The 14,937-nt window shown below is 49.7% G+C and carries 16 protein-coding genes; 12 read left to right on the top strand and 4 right to left on the bottom strand.

The genetic code is table 11. From position 1 onward, the window contains the following. Positions 1–12 precede the first annotated feature (12 nt). From VD907_00535 to lepA, 6 genes are all read left to right on the top strand, one after another. Positions 13–441, top strand: coding sequence for a transcriptional repressor (locus VD907_00535; protein HYG83348.1), 429 nt, complete (start codon positions 13–15; stop codon positions 439–441). Between the two features lie 19 nt (positions 442–460). Next, the gene (locus VD907_00540; GenBank protein ID HYG83349.1) at positions 461–766 is read left to right on the top strand and encodes a DUF427 domain-containing protein; all 306 of its coding nucleotides are present in this window, start codon (positions 461–463) and stop codon (positions 764–766) included. Beyond that, positions 708–1,658 (top strand): tRNA lysidine(34) synthetase TilS, encoded by a 951-nt coding sequence (gene tilS, locus VD907_00545; GenBank protein ID HYG83350.1) that lies wholly within the window; start codon positions 708–710, stop codon positions 1,656–1,658. The genes VD907_00540 and tilS overlap by 59 nt, the downstream gene beginning before the upstream one ends. A 60-nt stretch (positions 1,659–1,718) precedes the next feature. Further along, complete coding sequence (gene ftsH / locus VD907_00550) at positions 1,719–3,575, top strand: ATP-dependent zinc metalloprotease FtsH (protein HYG83351.1); 1,857 nt, start codon at positions 1,719–1,721, stop codon at positions 3,573–3,575. 16 nt (positions 3,576–3,591) lie between these two features. Continuing rightward, a complete protein-coding gene (gene murJ / locus VD907_00555; protein ID HYG83352.1) occupies positions 3,592–5,256 on the top strand; it encodes a murein biosynthesis integral membrane protein MurJ in 1,665 nt (554 codons plus the stop codon). A 75-nt stretch (positions 5,257–5,331) separates the two neighbouring features. Then, a complete protein-coding gene (gene lepA, locus VD907_00560) occupies positions 5,332–7,125 on the top strand; it encodes a translation elongation factor 4 (protein HYG83353.1) in 1,794 nt (597 codons plus the stop codon). A 29-nt stretch (positions 7,126–7,154) separates the two neighbouring features. Here the strand turns inward: lepA and VD907_00565 are convergent, their stop codons facing one another. Further along, on the bottom strand, positions 7,155–7,622 hold the full coding sequence (locus VD907_00565) for a hypothetical protein (GenBank protein ID HYG83354.1): 468 nt from the start codon (positions 7,620–7,622) through the stop codon (positions 7,155–7,157). A 123-nt stretch (positions 7,623–7,745) separates the two neighbouring features. After that, positions 7,746–8,378 (bottom strand): nucleoside monophosphate kinase, encoded by a 633-nt coding sequence (locus VD907_00570; protein HYG83355.1) that lies wholly within the window; start codon positions 8,376–8,378, stop codon positions 7,746–7,748. A gap of 319 nt (positions 8,379–8,697) precedes the next feature. Between VD907_00570 and VD907_00575 the strand changes: the two genes are divergently transcribed. The 5 genes from VD907_00575 (at position 8,698) to dnaK (ending at position 13,240) form a co-directional block, all read left to right on the top strand. Further along, on the top strand, positions 8,698–9,300 hold the full coding sequence (locus tag VD907_00575; protein HYG83356.1) for a hypothetical protein: 603 nt from the start codon (positions 8,698–8,700) through the stop codon (positions 9,298–9,300). A 105-nt stretch (positions 9,301–9,405) separates the two neighbouring features. After that, entirely contained in the window at positions 9,406–10,107 is a 702-nt protein-coding gene (locus VD907_00580) for a transcriptional regulator (protein ID HYG83357.1), read from the top strand. 20 nt (positions 10,108–10,127) lie between these two features. Next, the gene (locus VD907_00585) at positions 10,128–10,598 is read left to right on the top strand and encodes a nucleotide exchange factor GrpE (protein HYG83358.1); all 471 of its coding nucleotides are present in this window, start codon (positions 10,128–10,130) and stop codon (positions 10,596–10,598) included. Positions 10,599–10,600: 2 nt separating this feature from the next. Continuing rightward, positions 10,601–11,224 (top strand): hypothetical protein, encoded by a 624-nt coding sequence (locus tag VD907_00590; GenBank protein HYG83359.1) that lies wholly within the window; start codon positions 10,601–10,603, stop codon positions 11,222–11,224. Between the two features lie 129 nt (positions 11,225–11,353). Next, positions 11,354–13,240: a molecular chaperone DnaK gene (gene dnaK, locus VD907_00595; GenBank protein HYG83360.1), complete on the top strand. Its 1,887-nt coding sequence runs from the start codon at positions 11,354–11,356 to the stop codon at positions 13,238–13,240. A 101-nt stretch (positions 13,241–13,341) separates the two neighbouring features. On the opposite strand, the gene VD907_00600 is transcribed toward dnaK, so the two are convergent. Beyond that, positions 13,342–13,728, bottom strand: coding sequence for a hypothetical protein (locus tag VD907_00600; GenBank protein ID HYG83361.1), 387 nt, complete (start codon positions 13,726–13,728; stop codon positions 13,342–13,344). A gap of 162 nt (positions 13,729–13,890) precedes the next feature. After that, complete coding sequence (locus VD907_00605) at positions 13,891–14,211, bottom strand: hypothetical protein (protein HYG83362.1); 321 nt, start codon at positions 14,209–14,211, stop codon at positions 13,891–13,893. 129 nt (positions 14,212–14,340) lie between these two features. On the opposite strand from VD907_00605, the gene VD907_00610 reads away from it, so the two are divergent. Continuing rightward, a complete protein-coding gene (locus VD907_00610) occupies positions 14,341–14,601 on the top strand; it encodes a hypothetical protein (protein ID HYG83363.1) in 261 nt (86 codons plus the stop codon). The last annotated feature ends 336 nt before the right edge of the window (positions 14,602–14,937 follow it).

Genomic DNA, 14,937 nt, shown 5'->3' on the forward strand with positions numbered 1-14,937 from the left:
TACTATTTTGCTATGCACACCGAGTCCGAACGACTGTTAGAGAAAATCTTACGCGAGAAACGTCATAATGTTACTGCCCCGCGGCTCGCCGTGTTCCGGGCACTTTACGGCAGCGAGCCGCTGTTTATGCGCCAGCTATTAGCAAAAGTCGGTGCCAGCATCGATCGTGTCAGCGTGTACCGCACAGTGGCATTGTACGAAGAGCTCGGCTTGATCCACCGGATCACAATTGGCTGGAAGTATAAGCTCGAATTAAGCGAAATTTTTCAGGCACACCACCATCATATCTGCTGTTTACGCTGTGGAAAGCTACAGGCCATCAAAGAAAACACCGCTCTTGAACAGACAATCCAGGCCATGGCTGATGAAGCCGGATTTTCCCTCGAAACCCATCAGCTTGAACTGCAAGGTTACTGCAAGGACTGTCAAAAAGCGCTATAATATGAGCCCTGAAGGAGTAATAATGAAAGCAACATGGAACGGGCAGTTAATCGCCGAAGCACCAAAAAGCGAACTGATCCTTATTGAGGGCAACTGGTACTTTCCGCCGGCTACCATTAAAAAAGAGTATTTTACGCCAAGTGAAACGCACACTACTTGTTTTTGGAAGGGTGAGGCCAGCTACTACACGGTGGTGGTTGATGGGCAGAAAAACCAAGACGCCGCTTGGTACTACCCGGCGCCAAGCCCGGATGCCATAAGGCGGGTTGGCAAAGACTTTAGTAATTACGTCGCTTTTTGGCATGGCGTGGTGGTTGGTGACTAGGCCGATTACCGTAACGGTGCCACCCGGGAATTACGTGCTGGCTGTATCGGGCGGGGTGGATTCAATGGTGTTGCTTGATATCTTTAAAAAACAGCAAACCCCGAAGGTTACAGTAATTGTGGCTCATGTCGATCATGGCATTCGAGAGGCCTCTCATCGCGATGCACAGTTTGTCGAAGCGGCCGCTAAAAGCGCGGGGCTGCCGTTTATTTCACGGCGTTTTGAACTCGGGGCTAACGCGAGCGAAGAAATTGCCCGAAAAGCTCGTTACGATTTTTTGCAGGAAGTGGCAAAAACTCACGCTGCCCAGATTGTCACCGCCCATCATGCCGACGATGTGCTTGAAACTATGGCCATTAATGTCGTGCGCGGCACTGGTTGGCGGGGTATTGCCGCTCTAAGGAGTGAAGCGATTTTTCGGCCACTGTTAGAATTTTGGAAGGCGGAACTCGTAGACTATGCCCGTGAATATAACCTTACGTGGCGCGAAGACGAAACTAATAACCAGCCGCGCTATTTGCGCAACCGTCTACGTCAAAAGCTAGCCCATTTATCTTTAGAGCAAAAAAATATGCTGCTCGCGCTACATGCATCACAGGTTGGTCTAAAATCTCAAATCGAGCAAGAAAGTCACCGCTTAATGGCGCAAGCAAAGGTGGGTGAAGGCGAGTATGCCCGCTATATGTTTATTATGACCGATGGTGTGGTGCAAGAAGAACTGCTTCGGGCGGTATTTCAGGCCGAATTAGGCTGGTCGCCGCCTCGGCCACAGCTTCATCGGATTGCGGTGGCAATGAAAACGTTCTCGGCGCATGCAACTTTCGTCATTAATCCAAGCAGTCACTTACTTTTTACGCGCACAACCTTTATTGTCCGCTGCGCACAGGCGTGATAAGCTATAAGAGTCAAATTTTCTCTTATTGAAAAACGGAAGGATCCTAGATAGTTTACTATGAAAAAACTACCTCAAAAGAAACCCTCAAGCAATGCTGTCCGTACAACGTTGTTTTGGGCGATCTTGGTGCTGATTGTACTGACCTTACTTAGCATTTTTGCCCCTCAGCAGCAACTAAAAGATGTGTCGTTCTCTGAAGTAATTCGCCGCGCTAACAGTGGTGAAATTGCAAAGCTTGAAATTGAAGGCAATAACATTAAAATTACCCCGCAAGGGAAAAAAGAGCCGACTGAAAAGTCTTATAAAGAAGGCGGCAGCAGCATTTACGAACAAGGACTTCGTCAAGATGCCAAGGCTGAAGTAAAAGTCATCGAACCCTCATCGGCTGGGACCGCTGCTTGGAACATTATTTCCTTATTGCTGCCGGTACTTTTGATTGGCGGCTTGTTCTTCTTGATGTTCCGCCAGGCCCAAGGGCAAAATAACCAAGCTATGGGCTTTGGCCGCAGTAAGGCTCGCTTGTATGGCAACGAAAAAGATAAAGTAGTATTTTCGGATATCGCTGGTAACAATGAAGCTAAAGAAGACCTTCAGGAAGTGGTTGACTTCTTGAAGCACCCAAAGAAGTTCCAGGCAGTTGGTGCCAAAATTCCTAAAGGTGTGTTACTCGTTGGGCCTCCGGGAACCGGTAAAACCATGCTTGCCCGGGCAGTCGCCGGAGAAGCTGGGGTGCCCTTCATGAGTATTTCTGGTTCAGAATTTGTTGAGATGTTTGTTGGTGTTGGTGCCAGCCGTGTGCGCGACTTGTTTGCTAAAGCAAAGAAAAACGCTCCGGCGATTATTTTCATCGACGAAATCGACGCTGTTGGGCGCCGTCGCGGCAGTGGTATGGGCGGTGGCCATGATGAACGCGAACAAACCCTTAACCAAATTTTGGTAGAAATGGACGGGTTTGAAACGGGCACAAATGTGATTGTTCTTGCCGCCACCAACCGAGCAGATGTACTTGACCCAGCCCTGCTTCGCCCCGGTCGCTTTGATCGCCGCGTTGGTATTACCTTGCCGGAACGCAAGGACCGCGAAGCTATTCTGAAGGTGCATTTTGCGAAAAAGCCAATGGATGAATCGGTCAATATTGACGCTTTAGCCGCAAAAACTGCCGGTAGTAGCGGCGCTGATCTTGCCAATATTGCTAACGAAGCGGCAATTATCGCTGCTCGCCATAACCGTAAAACTATCACTAACAATGACGTTACGGCTGCCTTTGAAAAAGTGGCTATCGGTCCTGAGCGTAAGACCAAGGTAATGAATGAAAAAGACAAAGAAATCACCGCTTATCATGAAGCTGGACACGCAATTGTTGGCCATGTACTCCCTGATAGTGACCCAGTACATAAAGTGACGATTATCCCTCGCGGTGGTACCGGCGGTGTCACGTGGTTCTTGCCACCTGAAGACCGTAACTACACCAGCGTCGTTGAATTTAAAGACATCTTGGCTCGTGCGCTCGGCGGCCGTGTTGCCGAAAAAGTGATTTACGGCGACGATCAAGTAACCACCGGCGCCGGCAGCGATTTGCGCAAAGCGACCGAAATTGCCCGCAACATGGTACTCGAACAAGGTATGGGCGACAAGCTCCGAGATCAAGTGTTCCATGAAGACAACGGCGGCATGATGTTCGACCGCATGGTGCATGAACGACCATATTCAGACGAAACCGCCCGACTTATCGACCAAGAAGTTGAAGCGCTTGTGAAAGAAGCGGCTCGTCGTGCTGAAGCAGTCATTCGCGCTAATCCCGGCCCACTGAAGGCGCTGGCTGAAGCCCTGCTGGTTGAAGAGACCATTGATGAAGAAGGCGTCAAGAAGTTCTTGAAGGACGCCAAATTACCACAAGAAGCAAAACTTTACTAAGGCATAAGGAACAGACGTGCCGGAACGAAAACGAATGGGCCGCGTCAAAAGCGTCGTCGCTAAGGCTAATAAGCGCCTCTCGGTGCAGCTCGCGGCGGCCCTGCTGGCTAGTTCGAGCTTAATTTCGGCACTCCTTGGCCTCTTTCGGGACCGCTTATTAAATAGCACCTACTTCGATACCTATCCGGTCGGGATCGATGCTTATACGGTCGCCTTTACTATCCCTGACTTCATGTTCTTTTTGCTCGTTTCAGGGGCACTAAGCGTTACTTTTATACCGGTGTTTAATAACCGCTTAGTAAATGGCAACAAGAAATCTGCCTGGGAACTCAGCACCAGCCTGATTAACTTTATGGCGATTATTACGCTGATCACCAGTGTATTAATCATGATTTTTGCTGAACCACTGGTGCAATATGTGGTCGGCCCTGGGCTCGATGAACAAGGTAGGGGCTTAGCGGTGAGCATGATGCGGGTAATCGCGATTAATCCCTTCTTGTTTGCGATTGCTTCGGTGATTGCCAGTATGCAGCAAGCGGTGGGGCGGTTTACGTTTTATGCGCTGGCACCGACGATTTATAACATCGGTATTATTATTGGTATCACAGTCTTTTCAAACGGCATCACCATTTTTGGCTACCAGATTTTTGAAGGCGGCATTATGGGCGTGGCGCTCGGTGTGGTGCTTGGTTCGATTATGCAGTTAATTGTCAGTAGCATCGGCTTGATTGGCCTTGGCTTTGATTACCGGTTTAAGATTTTCTGGAAGAATCGTGGCTTCCGCCAGGTGCTGCGGTTGCTGCCGGCGCGTTCATTCGACCAAGGTATGGATTATTTAAACAGCATCGTCGAAACCAACCTGGCATCGCGCATGGTGGCCGGAACCGTACGCGCCTACCAACAGGCCACAACGCTACATATGGTACCGGTAACGCTCATTGGCGTGGCAATTTCAACTGCAGCTTTCCCTAAAATGACCGAACGAATGAGCCAAGGGCGCCCAGACCTGTTTAAAAAAGAGCTACAGGCAGTGCTACGAGTGATTATTTGGTTGGCGCTTCCGGTGGCGATTATTACCTACTTTACCCGCGGCTATTTGGTGCACTTTATTAAGAATGGTGGCGAACTCGTTATTGCGGGTATTTTGGGCGTCCTGGCGATCGCTATACTTTTCCGGTCGATTTATCACATTGCGGCCCGTAGTTTTTATGCGCAACAAGATACCAAAACGCCGCTGTATATTTCGTTTGCCACAATTGGCCTTAATATTCTACTGGCAATTTTATTCACTATGCACTTTGATATGGGGCCGCAGGGCCTGGCTTGGGCGCAGTCGATTGTGGCATTTATTGAGGTAGTGGTGTTGTTTTATGTCATGAGCCGCCGCATTCCTGACTTGTTTGATAAGTATTTCGTGAGTGCGGTGCTTCGGATGATGTCTGCCACTGGCTTGATGGCGATTGTGACATACATTAGTGTAAAAATTTTTGAACTTAACTCAGGCGATAAAAGCTTCCTGGCGGCCTTTCCGAAGTTTGCCCTGGTGAGCATTATCAGCCTGGGGGCTTACGTGGTCTTCTCTAGACTACTGAAGCTGCATGAAGTAAACCCTATCTTATCGCGGCTTCGCCAGTTCTTCTTTAAGGAATATCGATCCAAGCCGCCAACAACAAAAGACTAGCGCCAATTGATTTGGTCTTATCTTCAAAGCCGAGTAGTAGCGAAAACAAGGAATCTACGGTACAATAAACTTCGAATGAGTACAAGCACCACACTTTCTGATATCCGTAATTTTTGCATTATTGCCCATATTGATCATGGCAAAAGTACCTTAGCCGACCGGCTAATGGAGCTGACCGGCACAGTTGAGCAGCGCGATATGAAATCGCAATTACTTGATAGCATGGACCTCGAGCGCGAAAAGGGGATTACCATTAAATTGCAGCCGGTGCGCATGCAGTACAAAGGCGTACAACTTAATTTAATTGATACACCTGGGCACGTTGATTTTAGCTACGAAGTCAGCCGTAGCTTACAGGCCTGTGAAGGCGCGTTACTGGTGGTGGATGCTTCTCAGGGCATTCAGGCCCAGACGCTAGCCAATGTGTACCTGGCGATGGAAGCTAACCTGACTATTATTCCGGTGCTAAATAAAATTGATCTGCCAGCCGCCGATGTGCCCCGAGTAAGCAAAGAAATCGTCGATTTACTCGGCTGCGACCCGAGCGAAATCTTGGCGGTGAGTGCCAAAACCGGCGAAGGCGTTGAAGCGGTGCTTGATGCAGTGCTCGAGCGTGTGCCGGCTCCGAAGTCGGAGAATAACAAAGATACACGGGCGCTGATTTTTGATTCTGTCTACGATGAATACCGCGGGGTGATTTTGTACGTCCGAGTGATTGACGGGCAGCTCAATACCGGTGCAGAAATTACCATGATGGCAGCAAGCTCGAATGGATTGGCGCTTGAAGTGGGCGCTTTGCGGCCAAAAATGACCCCGACCAGCAGTCTCAAAACTGGCGAGATCGGCTATATTGTCACTAACCTAAAATCTGTTTCGGAAGCCCGGGTTGGTGATACGGTCACCACCACCAAGGCTCCCGCAACTGAACCGCTCGCCGGCTACAAAGAAGTCAAGCCATTTGTCTACGCTGGTGTGTTTCCCAGTGCCGCCGAAGATTACCCCACCCTTAAAGATGCACTCGAAAAGCTCACCCTCAACGATGCCGCACTGCAATATACCTTTGAAAACAGCCAGGTACTGGGCCACGGCTTTCGTATTGGTTTCTTGGGTCTTTTGCACATGGAAATTGTCAAGGAACGCCTGGAGCGATCGCATAATATTGAGCTCATTATTACTAACCCATCAACCGACTACCAGATTACGCTTATTAGCGGTGAGGAGATAACTATCCAATCGGCGGCCGAACTACCCGATGTAGTGAAAATTGCTGAAATTCGCGAACCATGGATTAAGGGCGAAATCGTTACGCCGCAAAGCTATATTGGCGGGGTGCTGCAGCTAATCATCAATGGCCGTGGTCATCAGAAGAACATCACCTACCTCGATAGCGAGCTGGCGCTGATTAGCTTTGAGGCACCCTTGGCTAATATGCTCACTGACTTTTACGACAAACTAAAAAGCATCACTAGTGGCTACGGTAGCTTTAATTACGAATTAGCAGATTACCGCGCCGATCAACTGGTGCGGCTCGACTTCTTAATTGCCGGCGAGCGAGCCGATGCTTTAAGCGTTATGGTGCACCGCACCGAGGCCGATCGACTGGGGCGAGAAATGACAGCCCGCTTAAAAGAAGTGATCCCGAAGCAGTTATTTGTGGTTAGCTTACAGGCAGCAGTTGGCGGTAAGGTTATCGCCCGAGAAAACGTGCCGGCCTTAAAAAAGAACGTCACTGGACATTTGTATGGCGGTGACGTATCGCGCAAGAAAAAGCTTTGGGCGAAGCAAAAAGAGGGTAAAAAACGCCTCAAGAAATTCGGTAAAGTTGAAATTCCCGCCGAAGCGTTTATCGTGTTGTTGAAGCAAAAATAGGGCGCCCTGGCGGTTGCCAGGGCGGAAAGCTACCTTACGAAGAGGTTGAAGAGGTTGTTTTGATGGCAGAAACTCTCGAGTTCATCGATATTGTGAGCGACCGTGATCCAGGCATCAGCGATGCGACGGGCGAGTCGAGTCGCCAACTCCTCCGGTAGATTGTCTGCCTGATCGTTGACATAACGCTCGATAAACAGGATCTCGATATCGTTCAGTCGACGGACAAGCTCATGATCCTGCTTCAAGCGAAACCTCGGCTTGGGCACGGCCTTCTGGCAATTTTCGCAAATGCTGAGCTGGCGACAGTGCCGCTGGAGTCCGTAGATGCTTGCGTTAGCATTTTTGCCAAAGATTTCGTTCATCTCTGTACGAAATTGCCTAACCGCAGTCTCGCGCTGTTTACTCTTTACAGCAATTTGCTCATAAGTCAAGCCAGTTGACCCACACAAAACGCCAAAGATCGCCAGGTCACTGGCTACCAGTCGTCCGTTCTTCATGCCACACTCTCCGCAGGAAGTACCAGATTTGGACTAACTGATAGTATCAGAAAATTGCGCAGATCGCAATAAGGTTTGATAGAACGCTAATGCGTTTACTAGAATGGTCGCCTGGCGTATCGATTAGTCTTGTGAAGCTTTTAAGAATAATCGAGCAAGGATATTCTCGAGCACCTCATCTTTAGCGGCATCGCTATTTACCTCAATAAGCAAACCCTTTTGACGATAAGCCTCGATCACTGGGATGGTTTTTTCGTTAAATTCTTGGATACGGGTGGCGATGGCGTGCTCGGCATCGTCGGCGCGATCACCGCGATCGCCTTCGGCTTGCGACTTTGTCCATCGTTGCCGCATAACGGCTTCGCCAAGGTGTAAGTAAATCACTGCCTTGGTTGGGTGGCCACTGGCTTCGGTGGCGGCCAGCACGCCTTCTTCTTCGCCAATCCAGCGGCCAACTGAGCTTAGGATTAGGGGTTTGCCGGCGAACTCGGCCTTGCTTAAGAATGGGGTGACGGTGTTTAGGTATTCGTCCTGTGGCACAAGCATACCGGCATCTAGTTGGCGCTTTAGCTCGGGCGAAACAACACTGTTACGCAAAATCTCACCGCCACTCAACAGCGGGGCGTCGAACAATTGTGCCAGCGAACGGCCATGCGTGTCTTTGCCGGCATACGGAAGGCCGAAAATATTTATTGCACCACTTCCAAGCCACTGCTTAATGGCGTTAAGGTGATGGTGAGAAGCTACATCTTTCATGCGTAAAGTATACGGAATGCTCCTGCAGGATGCAAATAGAGTAACATCAGGTGACTTCGCTTCTGATTACCCAAACTTAATCCAAGTAAAGTTATTTTCGATTTAACCATAAGCGTGATATAATTAAAACCAACCGTGTGCGTTATTTCGTACACATTCAGATTTCGTAAAATTACGGTGGGGTAGATGTACGAGAAGTGGTTGGGATTGTTAAGGGGTACTGTTTGGCAATTGCAAATGTAATTGCCTATGCTTGCACGGCAAGGAGCAGGGCAGCTATAGTGGTAGCGTCGACAACGCGCGCGATTGGGGTGATAAGATGACCGAACTGCACACCGACTCGTACACGGCGCCGTCGGTGGAGGTTCTGCGACACACTGCAAGAAATCGGGTCGCGCTTTTGAGGGACAATGGTCAAACCCGCAGCGTTGCAATTACGCTTTTCCCGCGCTGGCCCAGTGTGGAGCTGGCGGCGGTAAACGAGGTTATACGACGTAACGCGCTGATGGGGAAGACTTTCCGTGACCACGGCTTTGCCGTAAGGCAAAACCGTCTATGGCTCTCGGCATTCGGGTTGCCGTCACGGTTGAAGCAGCGACTCGATTTCACACCAGAACAACGACTTGCCGTTGAGGTGTACGAATTCTACGGCGATACGCACCTTTATGGCACGGTGGTTGAGTTTGCGCTCGCCACTGCACACCTGCCGGATCGTCCGTCGCATGGGCGGATGGCTGTTTGGCGGTTTTTTGGTCAAGGTCAGCAGTTCTTTGACTGCCTACAAGGGGCGGTTTACCGCGGCAGCGTTCGATCGGCTGCGAAGTGCTGTGCTCGGGTTGTCGCTTGGTTCGCGATTATCCGGACACTCCGCACTGCGCTGAAGGAGGTGCCAAAGTTCAAGCATGAACGGCGACTATCTTAAAACATGGGGCAGCTGGCGATTCTTGTAGTAAAGATTCGCCTCTGCCCCTTTATCATTTGCTAGCACTCTTGACTTTAGACTGCTAAAAACAGTAAAATAGACTATATGACAGAACGCCAAATGCAAATCTTGGCCGCTATAATCGAGCAATATGCCGAAATTGCCGCACCCGTCGGTTCTATTACCCTGGCAAAGTTGTTCGGTGTCAGTTCGGCGACAATTCGGGCAGAAATGGCCCGCCTTGAAGAGATGGGCTTTATTGCGCAGCCGCACACCAGCGCCGGGCGGGTCCCCACCGATAAGGGCTACCGGTTATACGTTAACAGCCTGACTTTACAGCAAGAGCAACCACAGCTCGATCGCAGTACGAGAGCGATTGAGCGACGAGTCTCTACCCATGCTGACCGCGCTGACCGTGCAATTCGAAGCGCCGTCGATAGCTTGGTCGAGCTCACCCATAACTTGGGTCTGGCGACAATTGGCGATCAAATGTATATGAGCGGCATTAGCAATCTGTTCAGCCAGCCAGAATTTGCTCGTGGTGAGCATGTGCAGGCAGTGGCATCACTACTCGATAATCTTGAACCATGGCTACGCGAGGCCGCACCAAACGAACCGCTAAATGTCTATATTGGCAGCGAAAACCCCATTGGTAAAACTTCGGGCGCCACGCTGATTATTAGCCGCTTCCGGTCGCCTTTTTCTGACCGCAGTTATATCGGTATTTTAGGGCCAACCCGTCAAAGCTATGCCCGCACCATGCAGCTCGTACGTCATGCTGGCGCCATGCTAGAAGAAGTGTTATAACAGCTAAAAAAGGAGGGCAGATGCCAAAGACAAAGCCGACCAAAAAAGAACAAGAACTACAGGAAAAAATTGACGAGCTCACCGGCGATCTACAACGACTAAGGGCAGACTTTGAAAATTACCGCAAACGGGTAGACGGCGAAAAAGAAATTGCCAAAGAAATTGGTAAAAGCACAGCAATTATGAAGCTGCTGCCAATTATCGATACCATCGAACGCGCTGCCGGGCACGTACCGAAAGAACTAAAAGATAATAAATGGGCGCAGGGTATTGTTGGGTTATCGAAGCAGCTTGAGAAAAATCTTGAAGCCTTACAATTACAGCGAATTGAAGCCAAGCCCGGCACGCCCTTTGACCCAGAAGTGCACGAGGCAGTGCAGTACGAAGAGGGCGAAGGCGACAAAGAAGTTATTGCTGCCGAACTTCAAGCTGGCTACATGTACGGCAAAAATGTCATTCGCCACAGTATGGTGAAAGTCACAAAGGAGTAGGTATGATTGGTAGCGCTGAAGGACCTTTCCGGCAGGATAACAGCGACTTACTGGCGCGTCTTGATGAAGCCGAAGCCCTGGCTATGGCCGCCGAAGCCGAAGACCAAGCTCGCCGGGAAGCTTTTCTTAATCATTTTCCAGAGCGCGATGTTGTCCACGGGCCAGATGCGTTTCGTTTTGACCCGGCATCGTTTGAAATTATTGCTCCCGCCGATGAGATTGATATGCAGGCAGAAATCAGCCTCATGACGACACTTGGCAGCCTTGAATCAACGGCTGAGCGCAATATTATCCCGGCGATTGTGCATGTTCGTGCTGCCGAACATCAAACCGAGCTATTGCAGCAAATAGCCCATTACTGGCAAACACGGATCCAGCAGCCAGCAGTAGTGTACGATATGGCGCTGCACGATGAACGTGCCGTACTGCCAACCTGGAACGATTTTGCTAAAAGATTACAGCAGCAATTCGTGCTACCGCCAGATACGCTGATTGCAGTATCTGCGCCGCAACCCATCCACTGGCGGGCTTTTTTGGCTGAAATGCCCGACGGAAGCTATCCGCAGCTGCCCGTGGCGATCGTTGTACCTGATCAAAGGTCGGCGCAAAACCCAGAGGCAGCCTAGCGTTATTAGCACTCTTGACACGAGAGTGCTAATTTGCATATAATACATATAGACTTAGCAATCACCAACGATGACTGCTAAAATAGAACACATATCTGAAGCTTTTATAGATCGTAACGGAGGAAAAGTATGGGTAAAATTATCGGTATTGACCTTGGTACTACCAACAGCGCCGTGGCCTACATGGTGGCTGGCAAGCCCGAGGTAATCGCCAACGCCGAAGGCAACCGCACAACGCCAAGCGTGGTGGCGATTGGTAAAAACGGCCAACGATTAGTCGGCCAGGTGGCTCAGCGCCAGCGGGTGACTAATCCTAAAAACACCGTGTTTGGCGTGAAGCGCTTGATTGGGCGCAAATTTAGCGATAAAGAGGTGCAAAAAGACCTCGATATTATGCCTTACGAAATTATCAAGGCCGGCGATGGCGTACGGGTAAAAATGGGCGACAAAGATTACAGCCCTGAAGAAATCTCAGCCATGATTCTCAGTAAAATTAAAGCCGATGCCGAAGCGTTCTTAGGCGAACCAGTCACTGAAGCTGTAATTACTGTGCCGGCTTACTTCGACGATCCACAGCGCCAGGCCACCAAAGACGCCGGTAAAATTGCTGGCCTTGAGGTGAAGCGCATTATTAACGAACCAACTGCCGCTGCCCTTGCTTACGGCCTCGATAAGAAAAAAGAAGAAAAAATTGCCGTTTTCGACCTTGGCGGTGGTACCTTTGACGTCTCGATTCTTGAACTTGGCGACGGCGTATTTGAAGTGAAGTCAACCAATGGTGACACTCATCTTGGTGGTGAAGACTTCGATAACCGCATCGTTAACCACTTCCTTGATGTTTTCAAGAGTGAACACGGCGTTGACCTCCGTGGCGACAACGCGGCTATGCAGCGCCTAAAAGACGAAGCCGAAAAAGCCAAAAAAGAGCTTTCAAGCACTACTGAAACCGATATTAACCTGCCATTTCTTACCGCTAACGCCGATGGCCCAATGCACTTTGAGTACAAGCTCACCCGGGCCAAGCTTGAAGAATTAGTGGCCGACTTGGTTGAAAAAACCGCCGAACCATGTGAAAAAGCGCTCAAAGACGCTGGTCTTTCGGCTAGTGACATCGACGAGATTGTATTGGTGGGCGGTATGACCCGCATGCCAGCCGTGGTTGAAAAAGTAAAGAAAATCTTCGGTAAAGAACCGCTTAAGGGTGTTAACCCAGACGAAGTAGTAGCTATTGGCGCGGCAATTCAAGGTGGTGTGCTAGCTGGAGACGTAAAGGACGTGCTGCTGCTTGATGTTACCCCGTTGAGCCTTGGCATTGAAACCATGGGTGGCGTGATGACCAAGCTAATCGAACGCAACACCACCATTCCAACTAGCAAGTCAGAGATCTTCTCAACTGCAGCAGATAACCAACCACAAGTAGAGATCTCGGTGCTTCAGGGCGAACGCCAGATGGCTGCCGATAACAAACGGCTCGGTATCTTCCAGCTAGATGGCATTGCGCCGGCGCCTCGCGGTGTGCCGCAAATTGAAGTGACGTTCAATATTGATGCCAATGGTATTCTGAACGTGACAGCCAAAGACAAAGGCACCGGGAAAGAGCAGAGCATTACCATTCAAAACAGTGGCAACCTCAGTAAAGAAGATATCGAAAAGGCGCAAAAAGAAGCCGAGGCCCACGCTGAAGAAGACCGCAAAAAGCGTGAAGCCATCGACGCCCGCAACGGCTTAGAAAACGCTATCTACCAGGCCGAAAAAATGCCGAATGAGTTTAAGGATAAGATTTCAGATAACGACAAGCAAGAGATTACCGAAGCGGTAGAAGCTGCCAAGAAACATAAAGATTCAGATAACAAAGAAGAACTGGAAGCTGCCACCAAAGAACTGCTTGATAAAATTCAGGCAATTGGCGCCAAATTGTACCAGCAGCCAGCCGACGATGCGAAGCCAGAAGCGGACAAAACTGAAGACAAAACTGACGGGCCGGTTGAAGGCGAGGTGGTTGACGAGAAAAAATAGCTAAGCATTTAGCAATAAAGGACGCCCTAGCGAAAACCTACGCTAGGGCGTTTTTGCCTTTGATTATACGATGCGAGGTTAGTTTAGGTGCAAACTATAACTTATGCGCCACTGCGGCGAACGTATTCGGCGCGGGCCTGTTCAAGAATCTCTTCCAGCTTACGCGACCACTCAGGAGTAGGGTCACCTGGTACAGGCGCTTGCCACACATTAGGCCAATTGACTTCGTGGTAGCTCGTTACCGCCTTGATGTACGATAGTGTCTGGTTTCCTCTGCGCTGAGCCTCTGCGCCAGCTAGAATTGCTTTGGGCGTAGCCTCGGCAGTGAATCTGCGAAGGACTTTTCCATTGTTGAAAACTGCTTGGAATTCGGCTGTCGCCATCACTTCTCCTTGATTGCGATGAATAACAAGAATTCGCACTACTTTTGCGGCCGTGGCTTTGCCATGCATCGTATGGCCAAGACAATATACATCACCTATACGCATAAGTCAACTAATAAAAATCGGCGCCTGCAAATCACAGACGCCGTGGCTAGTGCAGGCTTTCTGTTACCGGCAGGTATTTTTTCTAATACCTTTAAGCGGCGAACGAATGACCACAGGTCTTGGCCGTACTACACAGCCTCAAACCGTGAGATGAGATTTTTGTTATTGCTTGCGCTGCTTTTTGGCCGCATACGCGACAGCAAACCCAGCGCTAATATCTGCTTGAGGCGCCCACACCATCTCTCCGGCATGATTTCCTTCGATTTGCCTGTAATACACCTCCGGGTACGTGCTATATCGGGTGCATATTCCAATCGATGAGATTTGCTCCTCATCATGTAGCTTCTGCGTAGCCGATTCCAGGATTTTAGCCTTAGTTTCCGCGTCTAGAAGCTTTCTTTCGTCAATCCCAACCTCAAAATATGCATGCCGTAGGTTTTTATTACGAGTCTTGACTACTACACGGAACCTTACTACTGACATGCCAAGCTCTTCTCATGGACGTGCCGACAGGCTAAAGTAGTATATATAAATTAGTATTATCCGCAAGATGATTGAGCAGGCGACTATAATGGTGTATGCTTAATCTTGGCCAAAAGAAAGGTGAAGGACATGGCTTGGATCACTCGTTCATACGACGTTGAGACTGGCGTTAAGCGGTACGCCTATACCAGTGACACGACACTTACCCCAAAAGGTCAACAAGTACTTTCAAGTAATATTGAAAGGATTATTGGCATTTCTGAAGTGCTAAGTACCAGTACAATTGGCTGCGCGGTCCGGCAAGAAGGCGGCTACGCTTGGAGCGACCTAGACGATGAGATTAACACTGTCTTTCAAACAGTAGCGGGCATGCAGGGTTGTACGAGGTAACTCGGCGGTATTCCGCTTTACCCCGACGCAACGTTTTGCAATCGATAAGGAGTTACCGATGCGCGTTGAAGTGAGCTTGCAGAATCGCACCGGCGATACCGGCGACCTCACCATCGCAATAAGCGATTGACCCAGCAAGGCAAATCTGAGCTACAGGCGCGACTGAAGAGCCTCGGTGCTACTATTGTAAGCATGGGAAGTAGCGGCTGTCGTGTGACTAAGCCTGCCGAAGTAAGCTGGGAAGATTTCTTTAAAGGAGCGTGGCATATCTTCCAAGATATCGCACAAAATGAGAGTAATGTGACGGCGGCATGATTTAGCTCCCGGAGTCGGTTA

Source organism: Verrucomicrobiia bacterium, from assembly GCA_035629335.1.
Taxonomy (GTDB): domain Bacteria; phylum Patescibacteriota; class Saccharimonadia; order Saccharimonadales; family Saccharimonadaceae; genus DASUUR01.

Bases quoted from the DNA above. Each gene is read 5' to 3' on its own strand.
- VD907_00535 (HYG83348.1), top strand. From the start codon at position 13: ATGCACACCGAGTCCGAACGACTGTTAGAGAAAATCTTACGCGAGAAA.
- ftsH (HYG83351.1), top strand. From the start codon at position 1,719: ATGAAAAAACTACCTCAAAAGAAACCCTCAAGCAATGCTGTCCGTACA.
- lepA (HYG83353.1), top strand. From the start codon at position 5,332: ATGAGTACAAGCACCACACTTTCTGATATCCGTAATTTTTGCATTATT.
- VD907_00565 (HYG83354.1), bottom strand. From the start codon at position 7,622: ATGAAGAACGGACGACTGGTAGCCAGTGACCTGGCGATCTTTGGCGTT.
- VD907_00570 (HYG83355.1), bottom strand. From the start codon at position 8,378: ATGAAAGATGTAGCTTCTCACCATCACCTTAACGCCATTAAGCAGTGG.
- VD907_00575 (HYG83356.1), top strand. From the start codon at position 8,698: ATGACCGAACTGCACACCGACTCGTACACGGCGCCGTCGGTGGAGGTT.
- VD907_00580 (HYG83357.1), top strand. From the start codon at position 9,406: ATGACAGAACGCCAAATGCAAATCTTGGCCGCTATAATCGAGCAATAT.
- VD907_00585 (HYG83358.1), top strand. From the start codon at position 10,128: ATGCCAAAGACAAAGCCGACCAAAAAAGAACAAGAACTACAGGAAAAA.
- VD907_00590 (HYG83359.1), top strand. From the start codon at position 10,601: ATGATTGGTAGCGCTGAAGGACCTTTCCGGCAGGATAACAGCGACTTA.
- dnaK (HYG83360.1), top strand. From the start codon at position 11,354: ATGGGTAAAATTATCGGTATTGACCTTGGTACTACCAACAGCGCCGTG.
- VD907_00600 (HYG83361.1), bottom strand. From the start codon at position 13,728: ATGCGTATAGGTGATGTATATTGTCTTGGCCATACGATGCATGGCAAA.
- VD907_00605 (HYG83362.1), bottom strand. From the start codon at position 14,211: ATGTCAGTAGTAAGGTTCCGTGTAGTAGTCAAGACTCGTAATAAAAAC.
- VD907_00610 (HYG83363.1), top strand. From the start codon at position 14,341: ATGGCTTGGATCACTCGTTCATACGACGTTGAGACTGGCGTTAAGCGG.